Origin of the sequence: Alteromonas abrolhosensis, assembly GCF_001953635.1 — a bacterium.
GTDB lineage: Bacteria > Pseudomonadota > Gammaproteobacteria > Enterobacterales > Alteromonadaceae > Alteromonas > Alteromonas abrolhosensis.
Window position 1 is genome coordinate 12876 of the sequence record NZ_MEJH01000018.1, and the last position, 19816, is coordinate 32691.

Consider the following 19816-nt stretch of genomic DNA (forward strand, 5'->3'; position numbering starts at 1 on the left):
ACATGTTGAAGGTGCGTGTTAAGAAAAGGCTAAAGCCGGTTTATTGGAAAAGTATTCGCTTATCCTTATTCACCTTTCAGGCTGATTTTGCCCACTAGAATATCTTTGAACATGACCCAATCGCCCATTAAGCTGTAAAGCGGGTGCTTGAACGTAGCAGGGCGGTTTTTCTCAAAAAAGAAATGACCAACCCAAGCGAAGCCGTACCCCACAAGAGGAATAAGCCACAATAATGACCAACTAGCGGTATATATTGCTAGCGCTATTACGCCAAGTACCAGCCAAGAGCCAATAAAATGAAGCGTGCGGCATGTGCTATCCCTGTGTTCATTTAAATAGAAAGGGTAGAACTCTTTAAATGAAGCAAAATGAGTGTCAGCGCTTGTCTGTGTAGTCATAAAACCCTCTCGGCCAAAATCTTGTATCTTGTAGAAATAGCGTAGTTCAATAGCGTTAGTTTACACCAAATTAACATTTGACGTGGGAATTAATTGTCGTTAACGCGACAAATGACAATATTTGCTATCGATTTCTACACGCTTACCGAATTGGAATGTAAAAGTGGGTCTTGATGAAGAAAGGCTTTAGCTACAAGTGCAGGGAAGCCAAAGATAACCGCCTTTGACCTTGTATTTTTATATCGACTGCCCCATATTCCTCACAATATAAGCAATTAAAGGCCTGCGTTATGGAAAATCTCGTTGCGAATAGCCAAGCAACCATCGTTGATATTACGGTAGAAAACTTTCAGCAAATCATTATTGAAGCATCGCAAGAAAAGCTGGTGCTTATTGATTTCTGGGCTGATTGGTGCGAACCATGTAAAGACCTGATGCCTATCTTAGAAAAGCTGGCGGGTGAATATAGCCAGCATTTGATCCTGGCAAAAGTAGATTGCGAGGCACAGCAAGAAGTAGCTGCACAGTTTGGTATTAGAAGTCTGCCAACCGTAATGGTGGTGCAAAATGGTCAGCCTGTTGATGGCTTTGCTGGTGTACAACCAGAGCAGCAAATTCGCGAAATGCTGGCTAAATACTTACCTAACCCAGAAGATGATTTACTTGCCACTGCTGGTAAAGCGATTCAGCAAGGTGAGTATGCAGAGGCACTGCCGGCGGCAAAAGAAGCATTAGCGCTCAACCCAGATAATGTAAACGCTAAATATATGCTTATTGATTGCTACGTTGAGACTGGTTCTATCGATATGGCAAAAGCGTTGTTGGAAGAAATTAAGCTGGTGGATCAAGACTCGCGTTACAAGAGTTTGGTTGGCAAAGTTGAACTGGCAGAACAAGCAGCCGATACCCCTGAAATTCGCCAGCTCCAGGCGGCGGTTGAAGCGAATCCAGATGACTTGCAGCTTAAAGTGGACCTAGCCGTACAGTTACAGCAAGCGAATAAAGCGCAAGACGCACTAGAACTACTTTATAGTGTGTTAAAGAAAGAGCTTGGGTTTGGTGATGCTAGAAAGATCATGCAGGATATGATGAACGCGCTTCCCGACGGTGACCCGCTTAAGTCAGAATATCGCCGTAAAGTTTATAGTCTATTGTACTAAATACCTCAGCGCTTTGGGGCTGCAGAAGCCCTAAACCTGCGATATCAGGCTTAGGCAAATTGGCTGCGCGAGGTTCTTGTTGGTATCGTCAGGTGAAATCGAGTGTGCACTATGGCGTTACAATAGGTGAAAACCCTTCCTTATGTAGCCAGTTAAGGGCTTCAAAGTACTTATGAAAATAGTCTCGCTCGTAGTTAGATGACTCAAAGTCGCGGTGCTTGGAAGGATGGGTTCGCTCTAGCTGAGCCCGTCTTACCATTCCACTGTCTAGCACATAAGCTGAACGCGTCAGCCCCCGCGAAATATTTACCTTAATGGCTTCGGCCAACCGCGTTTGGCATTCAGGTGTGGACAGCACCCAGCGGCGTCCGTCCATTAGAGCAGCCCACGGTTTGTTGTCGAACTTAGCGATAAGTTCATGCATTTCTTCTATGAAAAACTCGGTAGTTTTTAGGTTCCACGCCCCAGTAGCAAACACTTCAAGTACATTACCTGAGACATCCAATGAATAATTTCCGTATTTTGGAAAACGCATAAAATACCTTTAATGTTTGTCTGCGTGGAACAGACGGAACTCGCTGACTCGGCAAATATAAATAACCCACCTCTATAGTGTATAGCAGAGTTCTTAAATTTTGCCGTTGGTGTAACGCTAATAGAAATATCACTAAGCACGGTGTTTTGGGCAAAACTATTTACACTTAATTTGTAAATAAATGTTTTATGAAAGGTGCTGGATCATGCGAAAAATGCAGAATTTTGATAGGGTTTAGGCGGTTTTTATATTAGGCATCAAAGCATGGCATATCAGCACTTTTATACAGGTTTTCTCAATGCGAATAAGGGCAAACAGCACTACGCATGTCACAGTCATTATTTTTGGCCAGACTGCACGCGCGACGCAATGCTTAACTACTGGGATGACAGTGCTAAGTATGTAGACGAAAAATGGGGTTACTTTTTTCAAACATTGGTGCCAGAGCTACAGCAACGTATAAGCAATATATTGAATACCGGAGCACCACAGCAAATTGTATTTGCGCCAAATACCCACGAATTGCTTTATCGCATTATGAGCTGTATCGATAGCGAAGCACCCTACAAAGTGGTGTCGACTGACAGCGAGTTCCACAGCTTCCAGCGCCAAGCTAGTAGGTTACAAGAGCAAGGCTCAATAGAGCTTATTACCGTACCTACTAAACCTTATGATACGTTTGCGTCTCGTTTTAAATCAGCCATAGCTGAACACAACCCAGAGCTGGTTTTCTTTAGCCAAGTATTCTTTAATTCCGGATACGTAGTGAACGATGTTGCAGATATCGTAAACAGCGTGACTAACGACAACACGCTAATCGTGGTTGATGGTTATCATGGATTTATGGCAAAGCCTACTGATTTGGCGGATATTGCCCACCGCGCTTTTTATCTTGCCGGTAGTTATAAATATGCCCAAGCAGGCGAGGGCGCGTGTTTTGCCCACGTTCCACTAGGCTGTGAGCTAAGACCTGCTTATACAGGCTGGTTTGCAGAGTTTGGCGAACTAGACAAACCCCGTAAGGTTGGCGGAAAAGACAGCGTTCAATATAGTTTAGACGGCATGCGCTTCGCTGGTGCGACAATGGACTTCACCGCACTTTACAGGCTAAGAGCCGTTCTTCGCATGTTTGGAGAAAATGGCATTGATGTAGCTACAGTTAATGAATACGTCATGAGCATGCAGCGCACATTTCTAGAAAAGCTTGCAGCCTGCAATCACCCATTGCTAAACGAGAAACACTTAGCAGTGAGCAATGAAGAGAACAGAGGGCATTTCCTTACCTTTGAACTAGACAATGCGGACGTGACAAAAGCCCTTGCCTCAGAGCTGAAAGAACACCATATTCTTACTGATTTTAGAGGTAACCGTTTAAGGTTTGGTTTTGGCTTGTATCATACGCCTGAATATATTGATTTAAGTGCATTAACACAAAACGCGTAAGTCAGAGCCCGAATCACGGCACAAGTTGCTGCGTATATATTAACGTCACACTTATTTAAGGATAGTTTTATGGAGTGGCTATTACCCGCTTTAGCTCTGGTACTTATTATAGAGGGAATTGGGCCGCTTCTTTTTCCGAATAAATGGCGCAATTATTTACTTCAGATAAGCCAGCAGCCCAGCAATCAATTGCGCCAAATTGGTGGAACGCTTGTGATAATAGGCGCACTACTGCTGTTTTATTTCAGTTGAGTTAGAGAGCGTTGGCTTTTAGTGTTCAGCAAAGTGCGAGTTTACCGCTGAATAAAAAGTGTGCTTGTTATGGTACAAGAAAGAATTAGCGGTGCGTTCTTTCTTGCTTGAATTGCTTCTTGGATGCAAAGTGTTCAAACAAGGGCAAGCAATACCAAAAAAATATATATCCGCACGCGGCAATAAACGGCGGTAGACCGACTGTTCAGCTTTTGCGCGAAGTAATGTTTAGAAAGCTTTAAAAATTAGCGCCTTAGAAAGTGAGCGGTGAAAAGCAAGACACAAAGCCTTATTTCAAATAGGCTTGAGCGGTCGCGGGGCATCTTTGTGATTTCAAAAATAAAAATGAAATAGTCGCATTTTTGTTCGAAAAAGAGATGATCCTTGCCCTAGAATTTTGTAGAATCCCCGCCTAATTTTCTTACACATATGATTCATGGCAAAGAACGTTGTGGTACTCGGCACTCAATGGGGTGACGAGGGTAAAGGCAAGGTCGTAGACCTACTCACTGATCGCGCAAAATATGTTGTTCGCTACCAAGGCGGGCACAATGCAGGTCACACTCTAGTAATCGACGGTGAAAAAACCGTACTTCACTTAATCCCATCAGGCATCCTACGCGAAAATGTTACCTGTATTATTGGTAACGGTGTTGTGCTTAGCCCAGACGCACTAATGAAAGAAATGACTATGCTTGAAGAGCGTGGCGTTCCTGTGCGCGAGCGATTAAAGATTAGTGAAGCTTGTCCGCTTATTCTTCCTTATCACATTGCATTGGACGTAGCGCGCGAAAAAGCCCGTGGCGCTAAGGCAATTGGTACAACTGGTCGTGGTATCGGTCCAGCGTATGAAGATAAGGTAGCCCGTCGCGGATTGCGTGTAGGCGACTTATTTAACGCTGAAGACTTCGCCGCTAAGCTTAAAGAAGTGCTAGATGTGCATAACTTTACGCTTACGCAATACTATGGCGCAGAAGCAGTAGACTTCGATGAAACCTTAAAAGGTGCAATGGAAGTTGCTGATATTCTTAAAGCAATGGTTGTTGATGTAACCGACGAGCTAGATAAAGCAGATAAAGCTGGCTTACCTATCATGTTTGAAGGTGCTCAAGGCACACTTCTAGACATCGACCACGGTACTTATCCTTATGTTACGTCGTCTAACACTACCGTTGGTGGTGTAGCAACAGGTGCTGGCTTCGGCCCGCTTAAGCTAGATTACGTACTGGGTATCGTAAAAGCGTACACCACGCGTGTGGGCTCTGGCCCTTTCCCTACAGAACTAGAATGTGAAGTAGGTCAACACTTAGGTGTTAAAGGTCACGAGTTTGGCGCAACCACTGGACGTAAGCGCCGTACTGGTTGGTTCGACGCAGTTGCGATGAAACGTGCAGTTCAAATCAACTCTATTACAGGGTTCTGCTTAACTAAGCTTGACGTACTAGACGGTCTTGAAAGCCTACAAATTTGCGTTGGCTACAAAGATGCAGACGGCAACGTGAAAGACGTACCACCAATGGCGGCTGACGGTTACGAGAAAGTAACGCCAGTATATGAAGAAATGCCAGGTTGGACAGACAACACCTTTGGTGTAACTGAGTTTGAAGCGCTTCCTCAAGCAGCGAAAAACTACATTAAGCGTCTTGAAGAGCTAACAGGTGTGCCAGTTGATATCGTTTCAACAGGCCCAGACAGAAACGAAACTATCGTTTTGCGCAGCCCTTACGACGCCTAATAGCGCCATATTACTTGTATTTGAAAGCCCAGTGTTAACTGGGCTTTTTTGTTTTTCTCTCTTTCCCTTTCTTTTCTATCTTGTCTTATCTCTTGTAAGTTTAGCGTCTTTGCTTAGCACAAAAAATTTTTTGAAAGCATGTATCGAACAACCGTATTAAACATTAATTAACAATTTAGTTGCGTTGTCTTCGAACATCCCTATTAATATAAGATAGTATCTGTAAATTATTACGCTGCTTTGCCCACCAACAATATTGTCGTGATCCTGAGAATTGTTGTGGTGGGCGTTATGCTATCGGAGCCTTCTTATGCCAAATAGACCTTCTCTTCACGCAGTGGAAACGGGCGTGTGTTTCGTTGATGTTGTTCACAAACTCAATGACAGTTTCGATACAGGGAAGACTCAGTCCCTGGAGTGGCGTAAAAGTCAGTTAAAGGCGTTAGAAACCTTACTGAAAGACAATCAGCACGACATCTTGCAGGCGCTTAAAAATGACTTGGGTAAATGTAAGACAGAGGCCATGGTGGCCGAACAAGGCTTTCTGCTTTCCGATATAAAGCACACGCTTAAGCATTTGGATAAGTGGGCAAAACCACGCAAAGTATCTACACCTATGGTGGCGTGGCCAGGAAAGAGTTTTCAGCAGCCTGAACCTCTCGGCACTGTACTTATCATTGGCGCGTGGAACTATCCGCTTCAATTACTGCTTGCGCCATATATTGCCGCCATCGCAGCGGGTAACTGCGCGGTATTAAAACCGTCAGAATTGGCAGAAGAAACCTCCTCACTGATGGCTAAACTTATCCCTCAATATATGGATAACTCATGTGTGGCTGTTGTAGAAGGCGGTAAAGACGAAGCGACGGCGCTACTTGCCTGCAAATGGGATCATATTTTCTACACCGGTGGTGACGTGGTGGGGAAAATTGTCATGAGTGCAGCAGCCAAACACTTAACGCCAGTAACCCTTGAGCTTGGCGGGAAGAGTCCGTGCTTTGTTGATAAACACACAAATCTTTCTGTAACCGCACGCCGATTGGTGTGGGGAAAATGGATGAACGCAGGGCAAACCTGTATTGCACCTGACTACGTGATTGTAGAAAAGGGATTTGAGCAAAAGTTTATAGATGCAGTTAAAAAAGAACTGAAAAAACAATACAGTAAAGACCCATTGTCATCACGAGATTACGGCAATATCGTTAATCAGCGTCACCTGTCACGTCTTCAAAGCTATCTTGAGAACGTAAATGTAGTGTATGGCGGTGAGGTAGACGAATCTCGCCCCGCTATGGCACCTACTCTTGTGCTAGAGCCGTCATTAGATAGCCCGTTAATGAAAGAAGAAATATTTGGCCCCATACTGCCCATCATTACGGTTGATAATATGGAGGCGGGTATTAAGTTTGTTAACAGCAGACCTAAGCCTTTAGCACTCTATGCGTTTAGCGATAAGAACGAAGTTCTGGACAATATTATCAAAAAGACCAGTTCAGGAAGTGTGTGTACCAACGACACTATGTTGTTTATGACTAATCCTGAACTGCCGTTTGGCGGCGTAGGAAATAGCGGTATGGGAAGCTACCATGGTCAAGCTGGCTTTGATACATTTAGCCATATTAAAACAGTGATGAAGCGTTCGTTTGCACTAGACGTATTCTTTCGCTATGCACCGTTTTCTAAGTTTAAGCTATCGTTACTTAAGAAGTTTTTATAACAGGAGTTTTCATGGTTCAGCCCTTTCATCTTGCTATTCCGGTCACAAATTTAACTGACGCAGAGGCGTTTTACGGCGAGTTGTTAGGGTGTGAAAAAGGCCGCAGTGATGTTCAGTGGATAGACTGGAACTTCTTCGGGCACCAGTTAGTGACGCACTGCGTAGAAGCTATGCCGTCGCCGCCTGCCTATAACGGGGTAGACGATCATGCTGTGCCGGTGCCGCACTTTGGCGTTGTGCTAACCATGGACGATTGGCAAGCACTGGCAAGTAAATTAGAGGCTGCCGATACCGAGTTTGTTATCGCACCTTACATTCGTTTTAAAGGAAAGCCAGGCGAACAAGCCACCATGTTCTTCAAAGACCCTTTCGGCAACGCCTTAGAGTTCAAAGCGTTTGCTGATATCTCTCAACTTTTTGCTACGCAATAATTAGGGCCTTTTATTCTTTGTCCCAGTCCTTAAGCTTAGCTCGCTAGGCTTAAGGAGTTTGTCGCACATCAAAAACTAACACGCCCTAGGTTAGCGCTTTTTCCTTTTTTTAGGCTTAAAGCGCTTATATAGCAGTACAACGCCAGTTAAAGTAAATAAAAAGGCACTGCCGGATAATGCTATTAACCAGGGCGTATTAAAGTTGCTTCTATCCTTGTAGTCCATGATGTGAAGCATCCACATGAAATCAAATAGTCGCCAAGTATCCGTTCGAACCCGCAGAACACTGCCGGTGTCTGGGTCGATATAAAATCGTGTATTGAGCTCATCATTAAAGCTTACCTGCCACAAAGGTGCTGGCAGATTTTTCACTTCCTGAGGTGATACATCCAATAATTTTGCATTAGCGATACCACCACTACCTGCATATTGCTGTGTTGCCGCATCACGAATAGTGCTCTCTTGTAGTGCTAATAAAGGCTCACCTGTTAGTGCGCTATAGCGATAGGTAGCGTTGTCATCCACCACGCGATAAACAGGAATTGTATTGAGCGAGCCCGGCGCTGCAAGGCCTACTTCATTTATGCGATGGGAGAGTGATAGCACCGCAGTGCTGCTGTGGCGGCGCAAAATGTCGGAAGGGGTAACTGTAACTTTGTGCCACGACGTATTGATGGCGTGTTTTAAGTGGTTCCCTCTTACTTCATCTATGGGTAACCAAGCCATAACCAAGCCGCTTAAAAACCATAGGCCAATTTGAATAAATAGAATTAAGCCCAAATAGTTGTGCGCCTTGCGCATAAATTTAATCATCACACATTTTGTTCTTATTATTAAAAGGCTATAACATCAGAAAACAACAATTGAGTAAACTGAAGAAGAGTGTGGTTTTGAAGAAAGCATTAGTGCTTGTAGATGTACAAAACGTTTATTACACCTGCCGTCAGGCTTATAAGCGCAACTTTAATTACAATCAGTTTTGGCGTGAACTTAGCTACAACTTAGACATAACACATGCCTTCGCGTACGCCATTGACAGAGGTGACAGCAAGCAGCGCGAGTTTCAAAACATACTTCGTGCTATTGGGTTTGAAGTGAAATTAAAGCCTTTTATTCAACGTGCAGATGGTTCAGCGAAAGGCGACTGGGATGTGGGCATTACGGTAGATGCGCTAGAGCATGCCGATGGTGTTGACGAAGTCATTCTGGTATCGGGCGACGGCGATTTCGATATTCTTGTAAACGCGCTTAAGGGGAAAGGAAAAACGGTAACCGTATACGGTGTACCGGCGTTGACTGCTGAAAGCGTTCAAAAAGTGGCGTCTAAGTATGTTCCAATCGACGCTGCATTGTTGCTGTAAACACACTAGCAGTTTCGCCAGAGTTGATGCGATATTTAAATAGGCCAGCTGTGGAATACTCCACAGCTATCCCCTCTGAAAAAGGGCTGTATGAATACTGAAACCACTTGAAGTTCCACGTTTTCCATCAGCCCTTTAGCTAGTAGCCATAAGTTCTCAGTCATCATTGCTTCGCCTTAAAAGGGCTGAGCAAATACGGCTTACCCTAATATGGCTTACATTAATACTGCTGTGCTAATAAGGCTGGACAAGACTCTTACCTCGTCCGCTTTTTTCAGATGCGGCTTCTACACCCTCTTTAGTGCGCTTGATTAAATGCACATCACCAAAGCGACGGTTATCAATGGTGTAGCCCATTGCTTTAAGCTCATTCACTGTTGCTTCTGCGAAGCCGTCGTGCATACGAATGGTGTCTTTTGGCAATAGCTGGTGATGAAAGCGTGGTGAGTTTACCGCTTCTTCAGCGCTCATGTCGTAAAGCAGCGCGTTCAGTAGCGACTGGGTTACCGAAGAAATAATGGTGGTGCCGCCCGGAGAACCGGTTACCAGAACAACCTGGTCGTTTTTGGTAACAAGCGTTGGGGTCATAGAAGACAGCATACGCTTGTAAGGCTCAATAGCATTCGCCTCGCCACCCACTGCGCCAAAGAAGTTTGGTACACCAGGCTTGGCACTAAAGTCGTCCATTTCATCATTCAACAAAAAGCCAGCGCCAGTTACCACAACGCCACTACCAAAAGTGAGGTTGATAGTGGTTGTATTGGCAACGGCGTTACCCCACCTGTCCATAATAGAGAAGTGGGTTGTATCTTCGCTTTCTTTTAAGCCAGGCTTAACACTTGGTGTATCAGAAATGCTGGTGGGTTGAATATCTGCCGCGCGTTTAGTGATGTAACCAGCATCAGTGAGCGCTTTTACCGGAACGCTGACAAAGTCAGGATCGCCCATGTATTCAGCGCGATCGGCAAACACACGCTTACCAATTTCCGACATCACGTGAATATATTCAGTGCTGTTTTGTGCCGGCAAATCGTGCGTTGAATCATAGGCTTCTAGCATGCCAATCCACTGGGCAACGGCAACACCACCTGAACTTGGTGGAGGCGCGGTCACCAGTTCAAAGCCTTGCCAGTTTAAGTGCAGTGGTTTGCGCCACACGGCTTTGTAAGCCAGCAAATCTTCATAGGTAATAAGACCACCATTTTGCTGCATAAAATCAACAATATGTTTCGCTACCTCGCCTTTATAGAAGCCGTCTTTGCCCTGTTGCTGAATAGCTCTAAGGGTCTTTGCCAGTTCTGGCTGTTTGAACGTAGTGCCTGCTTTCGCGTGTGCAAAATACTCGCTAAAGTTGTTGTTAATACCCGCTTCTTTTGCGCGTTCAATGTAATGAGCAATGTTGTTTGCCAGTTTTTCGTGAACCACAAAACCCTGTTCAGCTAAATCTACCGCAGGCGCGAGCAAACGATCCCACTCTAAAGTGCCGTATTTCTTATGCGCGGCCCACATGCCTGCTACTGTGCCGGGAATGCCTGACGCCTTTGCGCCAAACAAAGACTCATGAGGCTTCACGTTGCCTTGCTCATCAAGGTACATGTCGCGGTGGGCATTTTCTGGTGCCATTTCGCGGTAATCAAGAAAGTCGGTACTGTCTTCAAACTTTATTGTCATAAAGCCACCACCACCGACATTGCCTGCTTCAGGTAGCGTTACAGCCAGAACAAACTGTGCCGTAATAGCAGCATCAATCGCGTTGCCTCCCTCTTGAAGAACCTGCATAGCAGCATCGGCACTGTAGCTATCAGGCATAGCAACCGCCTGCTGACTAAGCCCAACTGTGTGGTTGCTCGCACTATCAACAGTATTATTAGGGGCATGGGTACACGCCGCCACAACCCATGTAAATGCTACTATCACCGAGATGAACCCGGCGTTCGCTATCCGTCTTTTCATTACAAAACTCCTTGCTATAGATGCTGCTAATACCTTGTTATGAATAACTGGCTTCTATCACGCTTAATTCAGCAGAGTTACCCAATCATAACCAAACTTGCTACAAAATAGGCAATAAGCGTAAGTGCGCCTGCAAATAAGGCATAAGGAAACTGTGTCTTAACGTGGGTTAGTACGTCAGTACCCGCGGCCAATGAAGACACGGCAGTGGTGTCGGATATAGGCGAGCAGTGATCGCCAAATATACCACCACCTAATATTGCGCCAATCACTAGTGCTGGGGGTAACCCCAAGCTTTGAATAAGCGGTACACCAATAGGGATAAGTATGGCGAAGGTGCCCCATGAGGTGCCAGTGGTAAACGACATGATCGCGCCGGCGATAAATAACATAGGCACAATTAGCACTAATGGAAGATATTCACCTACTATACCCGCAACAAATACACCTGTTCCAAGTACCTTAAGGCTATTGCCTAAGGTTAACGACAGTAACACTATGGTAACCAGTGGAAGTAGTTCACCCATCCCTTTAAAACCAATTTCTACCGCTTCTTTGTGGGTAAAACGTTTGTGGATTAAAAGCAAACCGTAAGCAATAGCGGTGGCAAGGGCGGTGGCATAAAGAACAGATTTACTTCCGCTACCCTCAGATAATACGCCGTTGCCTGTCCAGAACATAAAACCAACCATGCTTAATACCATCACTATAAGTGGTACCAACATGAACCGGGCTTTAGTAGCTGGCTGTGTGGTTTGGTCTACCTCTACGTGAGTTAGGGCTTTTTCTTCTTCAGCCATTGGGCCGTGCACTTTGTCAGCTGAAATAGTGTAGGCCACAATAAGTAAGGTGAAGATAGCATAGAAGTTAAAGAACACACTGCCCCAGAGAATTGAAGCCGATGAAGCGGGAAGCTCATACGCGTCTAGAAGACTGAGTATAAAAGCACCCCAGCCGTTTAAAAGAATTAGTATACAAACCGGCGCGCTAGTGGAGTCGATAATATAGGCTAAGCGCGCGCGGCTCATGCCAAAACGATCAAATAGCCCTCGAGCAAAAATACCAGCAGTGAGTACGCTTAAGTTCGACTCAATAAATACCGCTATACCAGTGAACATGGTTAAACCGCCCACTTGTTTGCGGCTTTTAGCCACGCCCTTGTTCACAAGAAAGTTAACCGTTGCCGTTACGCCGCCGGAATCACGGATAAATGCGAGTAGCGCGCCTACCAGCACAGAGAAAATAAGCACCCTTGTGTTACCTGGACTCGCTGCAGTGTCGACCACACGCTCGATAGCATTAATCGGCGCCATATAGCTGGTTGCGATATCGGCATTCACCAGAATCAATGTTTCTGCGCATAGTACGGCCAAGGCCAGCGCTAATATGACTTCTTTCTTCCAAAAAACGACGGCAATAGCCACAAGAGGGGGGATGACTGACATCCAATCCATACTTCTATCCAAACTTAAATTTATATGTGTCTAGGACGCGTGTTCTTCGCCATGAAGCGAAGGTGGGCATGCCCTAAAGATGTGTCGTTGCGTAAGAAAACGCGCAAGAGAATGTGTAATTGCAGTTCAAAGTTGGCGAACATAATTCTCTCATTTATGCTAGCGTACCGTATTGTGCTTCGTGTTACCAAGGATTAGATAAACATTGTTATTCCAGCAAGTTATTTATAAAAAGCGTGCCTCCAAATTAGGTCTGGGTTCTATCTTGTCAGGCCTATTCATATTGTTCAGTGCTTGTTTGTTTACTGGTAATGCTTTCGCAACTGCACAGTCTTCGAAGACGAGCACGACAAAAGCGGCTGAGACAAAGGTTGATGCCGAAACTGTTAGCGCATTAAAAAGCATGCTGGGCCAAAAAATCATTTTGGATTTTCGCTATTTCTGTGAAGACAACACGCCGTCATCCCGCTGCCGCACGCCCATGACTGTTATTCCGCCGTCACTTTTAAATGTGCTAAGTACGAACAATATTGGTGGCGTTATTTTGTTTTCCGAGAATATTTTAAACACAGAGCAATTAATTACACTAAATTACACCATGCAGCAGCATATGGTAAAAGCGGGTCGGCAACCGCTGTTTATCGCTGTCGACCAAGAAGGGGGGCGAGTTGCAAGGTTACCTTCGGATATGCTCTCGCCGTTTGCGGGAAACATGGCAATTGGCGCCACCTTTTATCAGCGGGGCAGTGCATTTGCCCAAAGCGTTGCGTCACACATCGGTCAAACACTGCTACCGTTAGGAATTAACACTAATTTCGCGCCCTCAGTTGATGTAAATAGCGAGCCAAAGAACCCAGTTATAAACGTTCGCAGCTTTTCAGAAACTCCTGAGCAGGTGGCCGCACTTGGACAAGCATTTGTGGGGGCCATGCAAAGTGAGGGCGTTATAGGGGCGATTAAACACTTCCCAGGCCATGGTGACACACATGTAGACAGCCATAGTGGCTTGCCGCAGGTAACACATACTAAAACGCAGGCTATGGCCGGTGACATTCTTCCTTTTGCTAATATTATTAATAGCGAAACGCCGCCAGCAATGGTAATGAGTGCACACATTCAATACCCGTCACTAGATGACACTACGATAATAGACAAACACGGAAAGCCGCAAATTGTTCCTGCTACGTTGTCGAAGAAAATATTAACTAATTTGCTTCGCAACCAATTGGGCTATCAAGGCCTCATCGTTACTGACGCATTAGACATGGCGGGTATTTCGCAATTTTTCTCAAACGAAGAAGCTTTGGTTCGAGCTTTCAGCGCGGGAGCAGATGTTGCGCTTATGCCTTTTACCATAAGAAATTACGCCGATATAAAAGCGTTTGCAGACTTCCTCGATAATGCTGCTACGCGAATGGCTAAAGGCGCATCAGAAAAGCCAATAAATAGTTCCAACAATGCGATTTTGGAAAGCGCTTTCTTGAAATCATCTTATAACCGTATTATCAAGGCAAAACAAAGATTTGCGTTGCAAAACTTTACTTCTAAACCGATAACGTGGTGGCTTAAAGAAACAAAAGAAAACGCGTCAGTAGTCAATGCTAACAGCCTGAAAAACAGAGGAATTCAAATAGAGAAAGCGCTTTCTAGAGCATCGGTTTCGCTACTTTTTGGCAAGGAAAAGTTACCGATAACGTCAACGCGTTGGTTGGCACTAATGCCGGATGCGGCAAGGTGTTTGGCATTTGAGAGTGCACTTACTCGTTCTAAACGTAAAGCTGCGGATAAGCCTTTAGAGTTTGCGTGTTTGCCGTTAACCGCGTTGCCGAAAACCCAATTAGCGATGAACTTATTAAAACAAGCTGATGTGCTTGTGGTTGGCAATATTAGCCCGCTCCATGCAAATTACGAACTAGGTGGGTTTGATTTACCAGAGCATGTAAAGCGCCGCGCCAGTGAGTCTGAGGTAATGGTCTTTAGCAAAAAGGTTATGGTGGCGGCGAAGGCACAAAATAAAACCGTGGTTTTTGCACCATTGCGTATGCCCTATGACGCAAATAAGGTGGAAGCGTTTGCAGACATTGCTATTGCTACGTTCAATTACGCAGTTAGCGTAAATGCTCAAGGCAATGAAGAAAATCAGCAAGTTACAAGTTATAGTTTAAACGCATTGGCTGACATACTAACCGGTAGCGCACTTGCAGAAGGGCGCTCACCCGTGTCATTAAAGCAAAAATGATAATAAATAAAAAGGAAGCAAGGTGGACACAGAAAACTCATTAGGCTCAGCGCAAGTACCATTTATAGATACTGTTCTAAATGCGCTTCTACCTTTTGCACCACTCCTTATTGCCGTGGTGTTAGTGATCGGTACCCTTACCGCGCTGCACTACCTGTTGTTGGCCAAGCAAAGCCATCTTACCAGTGAACAGAAATTACCTCGTCAAGTAGGCATGTTGGTGCTTACTATCATAGGCGCGGTAGTAATTGCGATGGCTTTACCGGTGAGTGAAAGCACACGCAATCAGGTTATTGCGCTTATTGGGGTATTAATTTCAGGTGTAATTGCGTTTTCTTCCACCACAATGGTAGGCAATTTAATGGCGGGTATCGTGCTTCGTGTAAATCGCCCATTTAAAGTGGGTGACTTCATTAAGGTAGAAGGTTACAGCGGACGTGTTACCGAAATGGGCCTACTTGATGTTGAATTGCAAACCGAGAGCAGAGAACTCATAGCGTTTGCCAATACCTTGATGGTGAACTCGCCCGTTACAGTTACCCGCGCTTCTGGTGCAATTGTGAGTGTGGACATTAGTTTAGGCTATGATCTTCACCACAGTGTCATTGAAAAGCATCTGCTTATTGCGGCAGAGAATGCAGAGCTGACAGAACCCTTTGTACAGGTTATTGGGTTAGGTGACTTTTCAGTAAGCTACCGCATTTCAGGTTTACTTACTGAAGTGAAAAGCTTATTAAGTGCTCGTTCACGGCTTCACAAAGCTGTGTTGGACGCATTGCACAATGCCGATATTGAAATTGTTTCGCCAAGCTTCATGAATCAACGTCCTCAGCCGGATGGTTTGAAAATGATTGCTAAATCACCAGGCAAAACCTCTCAAGAGGAGTCAACACCAGAGGACGTTATTTTTGACAAGGCAGAAGAAGCTGAACAGAAAGAGAAAAGCAAGGAAACACTAATGCAGACTATTGCAGATATCGATGCAAAAATCGCAGACAGTGATGGTGATGTTAAAGAGAAGCTTAAGCATCAAAAAGCTACTGCCGAATCTCAGCTTGCCACGCTAGTACAAACTAAAACAGAAGAAGGTTAGTAGTTGCTAACTTCTAAATTTCTTTTTAAATAGAGTTTTATGTTGTATGTGAGTGGTTACTAACGGGTTGGGTTTGTGACTCCAACTTCCAAAAAATTTTTCCACTCTCCGGTGTGAGGCTTCTCCAAATATCTACGCAAATGAGTCAGGGCTAGCCTCAATAAATGTCCTAGTATAGAAGATAGGTTTTTCTTTTCTTCTTGAAGATATCTAAATCCTGTTGCCAGCTTTGTTTAATTTCTGCAGGTGTTTTATCCGCCTGAATTTGAGCTCTTAACTCATCAGTTCCGGCCAATTTGTCGAAGAACTCAGGCCGGGTAAAGAAGATTTCTTCAGCCATGTCATTAATGCGTGCGCGGTCATTGTATTGTGAAAAACGAGAATACGCGTCTAACAATGTTGCGACATCTAAACCGCGAATGGATGAGAATCCTTTTTCTGCTACCTTTGCGTTAGAGGTATCTGGTTTGCTAACTTCAGCGCCTGTAAGCTCCGGAGTTGTAAAATCGGCTTGAGCAAGTACGCTTGCCTGCAGTATCGAATTTTCATGTTTAGGGTGAGGGGCTGCACTATTCGCTTTTACCTGAATTGGGGTATTGCCAAACTTTACCTCAGGGTGACCAATCAGCTGAAAAGGAAAGTCCGTGCCGCGACCTATACTCACATCAGTGCCTTCAAAAAAACACAGGGTAGGGTAAAGACGTATCGACAAGTCATTGGGTAAATTGGGGCTTGGCGCTACTGGCAGCGAATACGGTGTGTCGCGTTTATAATTCTTCATGGGCACTACAGTCAGCTTGGCATTGTCATAACTGTTTGCATCAATATCCAGCCACTGCTCTCCCACCATCATTTGCGCAAGTTCGCCCAAGGTCATACCGTGTAATACAGGAATAGGGTGCTTTCCTATAAAAGACGAAAATTCTAACTTTAGCACTGGGCCGTCAACATAGCTGCCGTTAGGGTTTGGCCGATCGAGCACAATAACGTGAATGCCTTTCGCAAACGCTGCTTCCATCACATAGTGTAAGGTACTTAAATACGTGTAAAAACGTACGCCCACATCCTGAATGTCGAAGATTATGACATCCACACCTTGCAGCATGTCAGGCGTTGGCTTTTTAGTGGCGCCGTAAAGAGAATGAATCGGCAAGCCCGTCTGCGCGTCAACATCGCTATTTATTTTTTCGCCTGCGCCTCTATCCCCCCTAAATCCGTGCTCAGGTGACATCACACTCACCACATTCACATTGCGGTGTAATAAGGCATCAAGCAGGTGGCGGTAGCGTTTATCTGCATCGTTTTCATTCAAATGCGTTGTCGAGCCCTTACTAGCGCCTCCCTCCTTAAGTGCAGGCGTTGGAGAGGGGGCGGGAGTCATAATGTTATCGAAGGCAACCAACGCGCTCTGATTAACCACTAAACTAACCCGCTTTCCTTCTAACAAAGGTAGGTAGTTTGCATAGCGCTGAGCGCCTACAATCATCCGCTCAGCGCCTAAAATCATCCGCTCTGCGCCCAAAATTATCCGCTCAGCGCCTACAGCGACCTGTTCAGAACTTGGGTAAGACTGCTCTGTATCGACAGTAGGGGGGCGAGCGCTGGCGTCATTATTTGGGCTTGTATATACATGAGTAGACAAGTTCGTTGTTGAACAGCTTGCGAGGGTCAGACAAACTATTAGGGAAGAAAGCACGATAAAACACGCCCTCGGTATAGCGCGTCTAAAAGTCTTATCTGTTTTTACTGGGCTGACAACTTTCAAAATAGTAATACACCGTAATTATTTGCTTTCGTTTACCGCAGTGCGTAAATACCCACCGTTAGCGTCTAGCTGAGCGGCGGCCTGCTCGGCAGTTTGCCCTGTTAATACCATCAAAATAGCCACTTTCGCTTTGTTGTTGCACGCCCTAAGCGCGGCTAAAGCAACGTCTTCACTACATTCGGTAGCCTGCATAACAATGCGAAGAGCACGGGCTTTTAGTTTTTCATTGGTGGCGTTCACGTCTACCATTAAGTTTTGATAGGTTTTCCCCAATCTAATCATGGTGCTGGTGCTAATCATATTCAAAACTAGCTTTTGTGCAGTGCCCGACTTCATGCGCGTACTGCCGGTCAGCGCTTCTGGACCAACAATAGGGCATATGGCTACATCAGCATTTGTGAAAATAGCGGCGTTAGGGCTGCACGCTATTGCCCCCGTAAAGCAGCCCAGCGAATGGGCATATTCCAGTGCCCCACTTACATAGGGCGTACGACCACTTGCTGAAATGCCAACTACCGTATCGTTTTTGTGAAGGGCAAGGTTTTCAAGATCAGTGCGCCCCGCGTCAAAGTCATCTTCAGCGCCTTCTACGGCGTGCTGAATGGCTTTTTCTCCGCCTGCTATCACGCCAACGACAAGTTCATCAGGTACGCTAAATGTAGGTCTGCATTCAACCGCATCTAAAATACCCAGCCTGCCGCTAGTTCCCGCGCCTACATAAATAAGTCTACCACCGCTTTTTATGCTATTCGTTGCTGCATCCACCGCCTTTGCTATTTGTGGTATTTGCTGGGCAACTGCGTTTGCAACTTTTGCATCTTCGTTGTTAATACGTGTAAGAATGCCTTCGGTAGTAAGCGTGTCTATATCCAAGGTATCTGGGTTTCTGCCCTCTGACACAATTTTATTTAGTGACTGGGCTAACTCATTAACGGTGGGCTTTTTACCCGCGGCTTTTGTGTCAGTATGAATATCTGATGGCGACTTTGAAGTAGATGAATTGTGCGAAGACATGAAAAACCTTGAGGCAACGAAATTGTGATAACCAGGATGCGCAAAGCATAACGGTATTTTATGGTATAAGAAACCACGCGCTAGACGGTAGCTTTTTCAATATTAATCCCGCGCCCCAAATGCACTTATCGTGGTACACTTTGTCTTTCTATGTTCATACCATTAAACATTTAAGGAACGTGTTTTTCTGTGAGCCGACAAACGCAAGCTATCATTCATGCTGACGCCCTTCTACATAACTTCAAAGCCCTTGCTGCTTTAGCGCCATCAAGCCAGTCAATGGCGGTGGTAAAAGCTGATGCCTATGGTCATGGAGCAGTAAACGTTGCGCGTATTCTTCAGCATGTATCTTCGCGTTTTGCTGTGGCGATTATCGAAGAGGCCATTGCGCTTCGCGACGCAGGAATTAGCGCGCCTATAGTTGTGTTGGAAGGCGCGCATCAGGCAAAAGAATGCCAAATGGCTTTTCAGCACAATTGCATATTGGTAATGCATTGCGAAGAACAGCTTGCTTGGTTAGAGCAGTGTCCTGAACAAAAACGCCCGCACATTTGGCTTAAAGTAGACAGCGGTATGCACCGTTTGGGTTTTGCTCTTTCTGATATTGAAAGTATTACTAGTAGATATCGCCACTTATTGAGCGAACAAACGGTAATTGCTACCCATTTTGCTTGTGCGGACGATGTTGATAATAGCTTTACCAAATCGCAATTGGCGGCATTTACGCAAGTTGTTGATAAGTTAGGATTGCCGACCAGCGTAGCTAACTCGCCCGCTACAGTTAATTGGCCTGCTAGTCGAAATGCCTGGAACCGTTTAGGCGTAGGTGTGTATGGCGGCGCCGTATCTACAACGCAAAATGTTGATGTTGAAATCTACCCAGCCATGACACTTCGCTCTAGTGTACTCGCTGTTAGAACAGTAGCGGCTGGCGAAGGCATTGGGTACGGTCAAACTTGGGTAGCAAGCCAGCCAAGCAAAATTGCTACCGTAGGCATTGGCTACGCCGATGGTTATCCAAGACACTGTAAAAACGGTACGCCCGTAATGATTCGAGGTAAGCGTGCCTACTTGGCTGGCCGGGTCTCTATGGACATGATCACCATAGATGTTACCCATATCGACAACGTAGCTGTGGGCGATGAAGTTGAGCTCTGGGGGCAGAACATCTCAATTCAGGAAGTGGCAGATAATGCAGACACCATCGACTACGAATTAATGACCCGCGTATCTCAACGGGTACCTCGCATTGTAAAATATCTTTAG

The 19816-nt window shown here is 45.3% G+C and carries 18 protein-coding genes; 10 read left to right on the top strand and 8 right to left on the bottom strand.

The window, feature by feature from the left end:
* Positions 1–65: 65 nt before the first annotated feature.
* Entirely contained in the window at positions 66–398 is a 333-nt protein-coding gene (locus BGK61_RS18425) for an Mpo1-like protein (protein ID WP_014997175.1), read from the bottom strand.
* 290 nt (positions 399–688) lie between these two features.
* Between BGK61_RS18425 and trxA the strand changes: the two genes are divergently transcribed.
* Positions 689–1558, top strand: coding sequence for a thioredoxin (gene trxA / locus BGK61_RS18430; protein WP_076011594.1), 870 nt, complete (start codon positions 689–691; stop codon positions 1556–1558).
* A 109-nt stretch (positions 1559–1667) separates the two neighbouring features.
* Here the strand turns inward: trxA and BGK61_RS18435 are convergent, their stop codons facing one another.
* Complete coding sequence (locus BGK61_RS18435; protein ID WP_014997177.1) at positions 1668–2093, bottom strand: hypothetical protein; 426 nt, start codon at positions 2091–2093, stop codon at positions 1668–1670.
* 264 nt (positions 2094–2357) lie between these two features.
* Between BGK61_RS18435 and BGK61_RS18440 the strand changes: the two genes are divergently transcribed.
* The 5 genes from BGK61_RS18440 (at position 2358) to BGK61_RS18460 (ending at position 7671) form a co-directional block, all read left to right on the top strand.
* Positions 2358–3536, top strand: a complete 1179-nt coding sequence (locus tag BGK61_RS18440; RefSeq protein ID WP_076011595.1) for an aminotransferase class V-fold PLP-dependent enzyme — start codon at positions 2358–2360, stop codon at positions 3534–3536.
* 69 nt (positions 3537–3605) lie between these two features.
* The gene (locus BGK61_RS18445; RefSeq protein WP_014948108.1) at positions 3606–3788 is read left to right on the top strand and encodes a DUF2065 domain-containing protein; all 183 of its coding nucleotides are present in this window, start codon (positions 3606–3608) and stop codon (positions 3786–3788) included.
* A gap of 436 nt (positions 3789–4224) precedes the next feature.
* Entirely contained in the window at positions 4225–5523 is a 1299-nt protein-coding gene (locus BGK61_RS18450) for an adenylosuccinate synthase (RefSeq protein ID WP_014997180.1), read from the top strand.
* Between the two features lie 310 nt (positions 5524–5833).
* On the top strand, positions 5834–7240 hold the full coding sequence (locus BGK61_RS18455; RefSeq protein WP_076011596.1) for an aldehyde dehydrogenase family protein: 1407 nt from the start codon (positions 5834–5836) through the stop codon (positions 7238–7240).
* A gap of 11 nt (positions 7241–7251) precedes the next feature.
* A complete protein-coding gene (locus tag BGK61_RS18460; protein ID WP_076011597.1) occupies positions 7252–7671 on the top strand; it encodes a VOC family protein in 420 nt (139 codons plus the stop codon).
* A 90-nt stretch (positions 7672–7761) separates the two neighbouring features.
* Here the strand turns inward: BGK61_RS18460 and BGK61_RS18465 are convergent, their stop codons facing one another.
* A complete protein-coding gene (locus tag BGK61_RS18465; protein WP_076011598.1) occupies positions 7762–8484 on the bottom strand; it encodes a PepSY domain-containing protein in 723 nt (240 codons plus the stop codon).
* A 77-nt stretch (positions 8485–8561) separates the two neighbouring features.
* On the opposite strand from BGK61_RS18465, the gene BGK61_RS18470 reads away from it, so the two are divergent.
* On the top strand, positions 8562–9032 hold the full coding sequence (locus BGK61_RS18470; protein WP_014997184.1) for a LabA-like NYN domain-containing protein: 471 nt from the start codon (positions 8562–8564) through the stop codon (positions 9030–9032).
* Between the two features lie 35 nt (positions 9033–9067).
* Here BGK61_RS18470 and BGK61_RS19845 read toward each other — a convergent pair whose 3' ends face one another.
* The 3 genes from BGK61_RS19845 to BGK61_RS18480 all read right to left on the bottom strand — a co-directional run bounded on the left by BGK61_RS19845 (position 9068) and on the right by BGK61_RS18480 (position 12439).
* On the bottom strand, positions 9068–9199 hold the full coding sequence (locus BGK61_RS19845) for a hypothetical protein (protein WP_267889365.1): 132 nt from the start codon (positions 9197–9199) through the stop codon (positions 9068–9070).
* A gap of 67 nt (positions 9200–9266) precedes the next feature.
* Positions 9267–10985, bottom strand: coding sequence for a gamma-glutamyltransferase (ggt, locus tag BGK61_RS18475; protein WP_076011599.1), 1719 nt, complete (start codon positions 10983–10985; stop codon positions 9267–9269).
* Positions 10986–11062: 77 nt separating this feature from the next.
* The gene (locus BGK61_RS18480; protein WP_014997186.1) at positions 11063–12439 is read right to left on the bottom strand and encodes a Na+/H+ antiporter NhaC family protein; all 1377 of its coding nucleotides are present in this window, start codon (positions 12437–12439) and stop codon (positions 11063–11065) included.
* Positions 12440–12704: 265 nt separating this feature from the next.
* On the opposite strand from BGK61_RS18480, the gene BGK61_RS18485 reads away from it, so the two are divergent.
* Both BGK61_RS18485 and BGK61_RS18490 read left to right on the top strand, forming a co-directional pair.
* Positions 12705–14678 carry a glycoside hydrolase family 3 N-terminal domain-containing protein gene (locus tag BGK61_RS18485; RefSeq protein WP_234349467.1) on the top strand — a complete coding sequence of 658 codons (1974 nt, stop codon included), beginning with the start codon at positions 12705–12707 and terminating at the stop codon, positions 14676–14678.
* Between the two features lie 22 nt (positions 14679–14700).
* Positions 14701–15771, top strand: a complete 1071-nt coding sequence (locus tag BGK61_RS18490) for a mechanosensitive ion channel family protein (RefSeq protein WP_076011601.1) — start codon at positions 14701–14703, stop codon at positions 15769–15771.
* Positions 15772–15940: 169 nt separating this feature from the next.
* Here the strand turns inward: BGK61_RS18490 and BGK61_RS18495 are convergent, their stop codons facing one another.
* Both BGK61_RS18495 and murQ read right to left on the bottom strand, forming a co-directional pair.
* Complete coding sequence (locus BGK61_RS18495) at positions 15941–17278, bottom strand: exo-beta-N-acetylmuramidase NamZ family protein (protein ID WP_459166495.1); 1338 nt, start codon at positions 17276–17278, stop codon at positions 15941–15943.
* Positions 17279–17554: 276 nt separating this feature from the next.
* The gene (gene murQ, locus BGK61_RS18500) at positions 17555–18550 is read right to left on the bottom strand and encodes an N-acetylmuramic acid 6-phosphate etherase (protein WP_076011603.1); all 996 of its coding nucleotides are present in this window, start codon (positions 18548–18550) and stop codon (positions 17555–17557) included.
* A gap of 189 nt (positions 18551–18739) precedes the next feature.
* On the opposite strand from murQ, the gene alr reads away from it, so the two are divergent.
* On the top strand, positions 18740–19816 hold the full coding sequence (alr, locus tag BGK61_RS18505) for an alanine racemase (RefSeq protein WP_076011604.1): 1077 nt from the start codon (positions 18740–18742) through the stop codon (positions 19814–19816).

What these genes read in the sequence shown, in the direction of transcription:
- BGK61_RS18450 (WP_014997180.1), top strand. Translation starts at nt 4,225, where the DNA reads ATGGCAAAGAACGTTGTGGTACTCGGCACTCAATGGGGTGACGAGGGT.
- BGK61_RS18435 (WP_014997177.1), bottom strand. Translation starts at nt 2,093, where the DNA reads ATGCGTTTTCCAAAATACGGAAATTATTCATTGGATGTCTCAGGTAAT.
- BGK61_RS18465 (WP_076011598.1), bottom strand. Translation starts at nt 8,484, where the DNA reads ATGATTAAATTTATGCGCAAGGCGCACAACTATTTGGGCTTAATTCTA.
- BGK61_RS18455 (WP_076011596.1), top strand. Translation starts at nt 5,834, where the DNA reads ATGCCAAATAGACCTTCTCTTCACGCAGTGGAAACGGGCGTGTGTTTC.
- BGK61_RS18425 (WP_014997175.1), bottom strand. Translation starts at nt 398, where the DNA reads ATGACTACACAGACAAGCGCTGACACTCATTTTGCTTCATTTAAAGAG.
- BGK61_RS18440 (WP_076011595.1), top strand. Translation starts at nt 2,358, where the DNA reads ATGGCATATCAGCACTTTTATACAGGTTTTCTCAATGCGAATAAGGGC.
- BGK61_RS18445 (WP_014948108.1), top strand. Translation starts at nt 3,606, where the DNA reads ATGGAGTGGCTATTACCCGCTTTAGCTCTGGTACTTATTATAGAGGGA.
- BGK61_RS18460 (WP_076011597.1), top strand. Translation starts at nt 7,252, where the DNA reads ATGGTTCAGCCCTTTCATCTTGCTATTCCGGTCACAAATTTAACTGAC.
- murQ (WP_076011603.1), bottom strand. Translation starts at nt 18,550, where the DNA reads ATGTCTTCGCACAATTCATCTACTTCAAAGTCGCCATCAGATATTCAT.
- BGK61_RS19845 (WP_267889365.1), bottom strand. Translation starts at nt 9,199, where the DNA reads ATGATGACTGAGAACTTATGGCTACTAGCTAAAGGGCTGATGGAAAAC.
- BGK61_RS18495 (WP_459166495.1), bottom strand. Translation starts at nt 17,278, where the DNA reads ATGATTTTAGGCGCTGAGCGGATGATTGTAGGCGCTCAGCGCTATGCA.
- ggt (WP_076011599.1), bottom strand. Translation starts at nt 10,985, where the DNA reads ATGAAAAGACGGATAGCGAACGCCGGGTTCATCTCGGTGATAGTAGCA.
- BGK61_RS18480 (WP_014997186.1), bottom strand. Translation starts at nt 12,439, where the DNA reads ATGGATTGGATGTCAGTCATCCCCCCTCTTGTGGCTATTGCCGTCGTT.
- trxA (WP_076011594.1), top strand. Translation starts at nt 689, where the DNA reads ATGGAAAATCTCGTTGCGAATAGCCAAGCAACCATCGTTGATATTACG.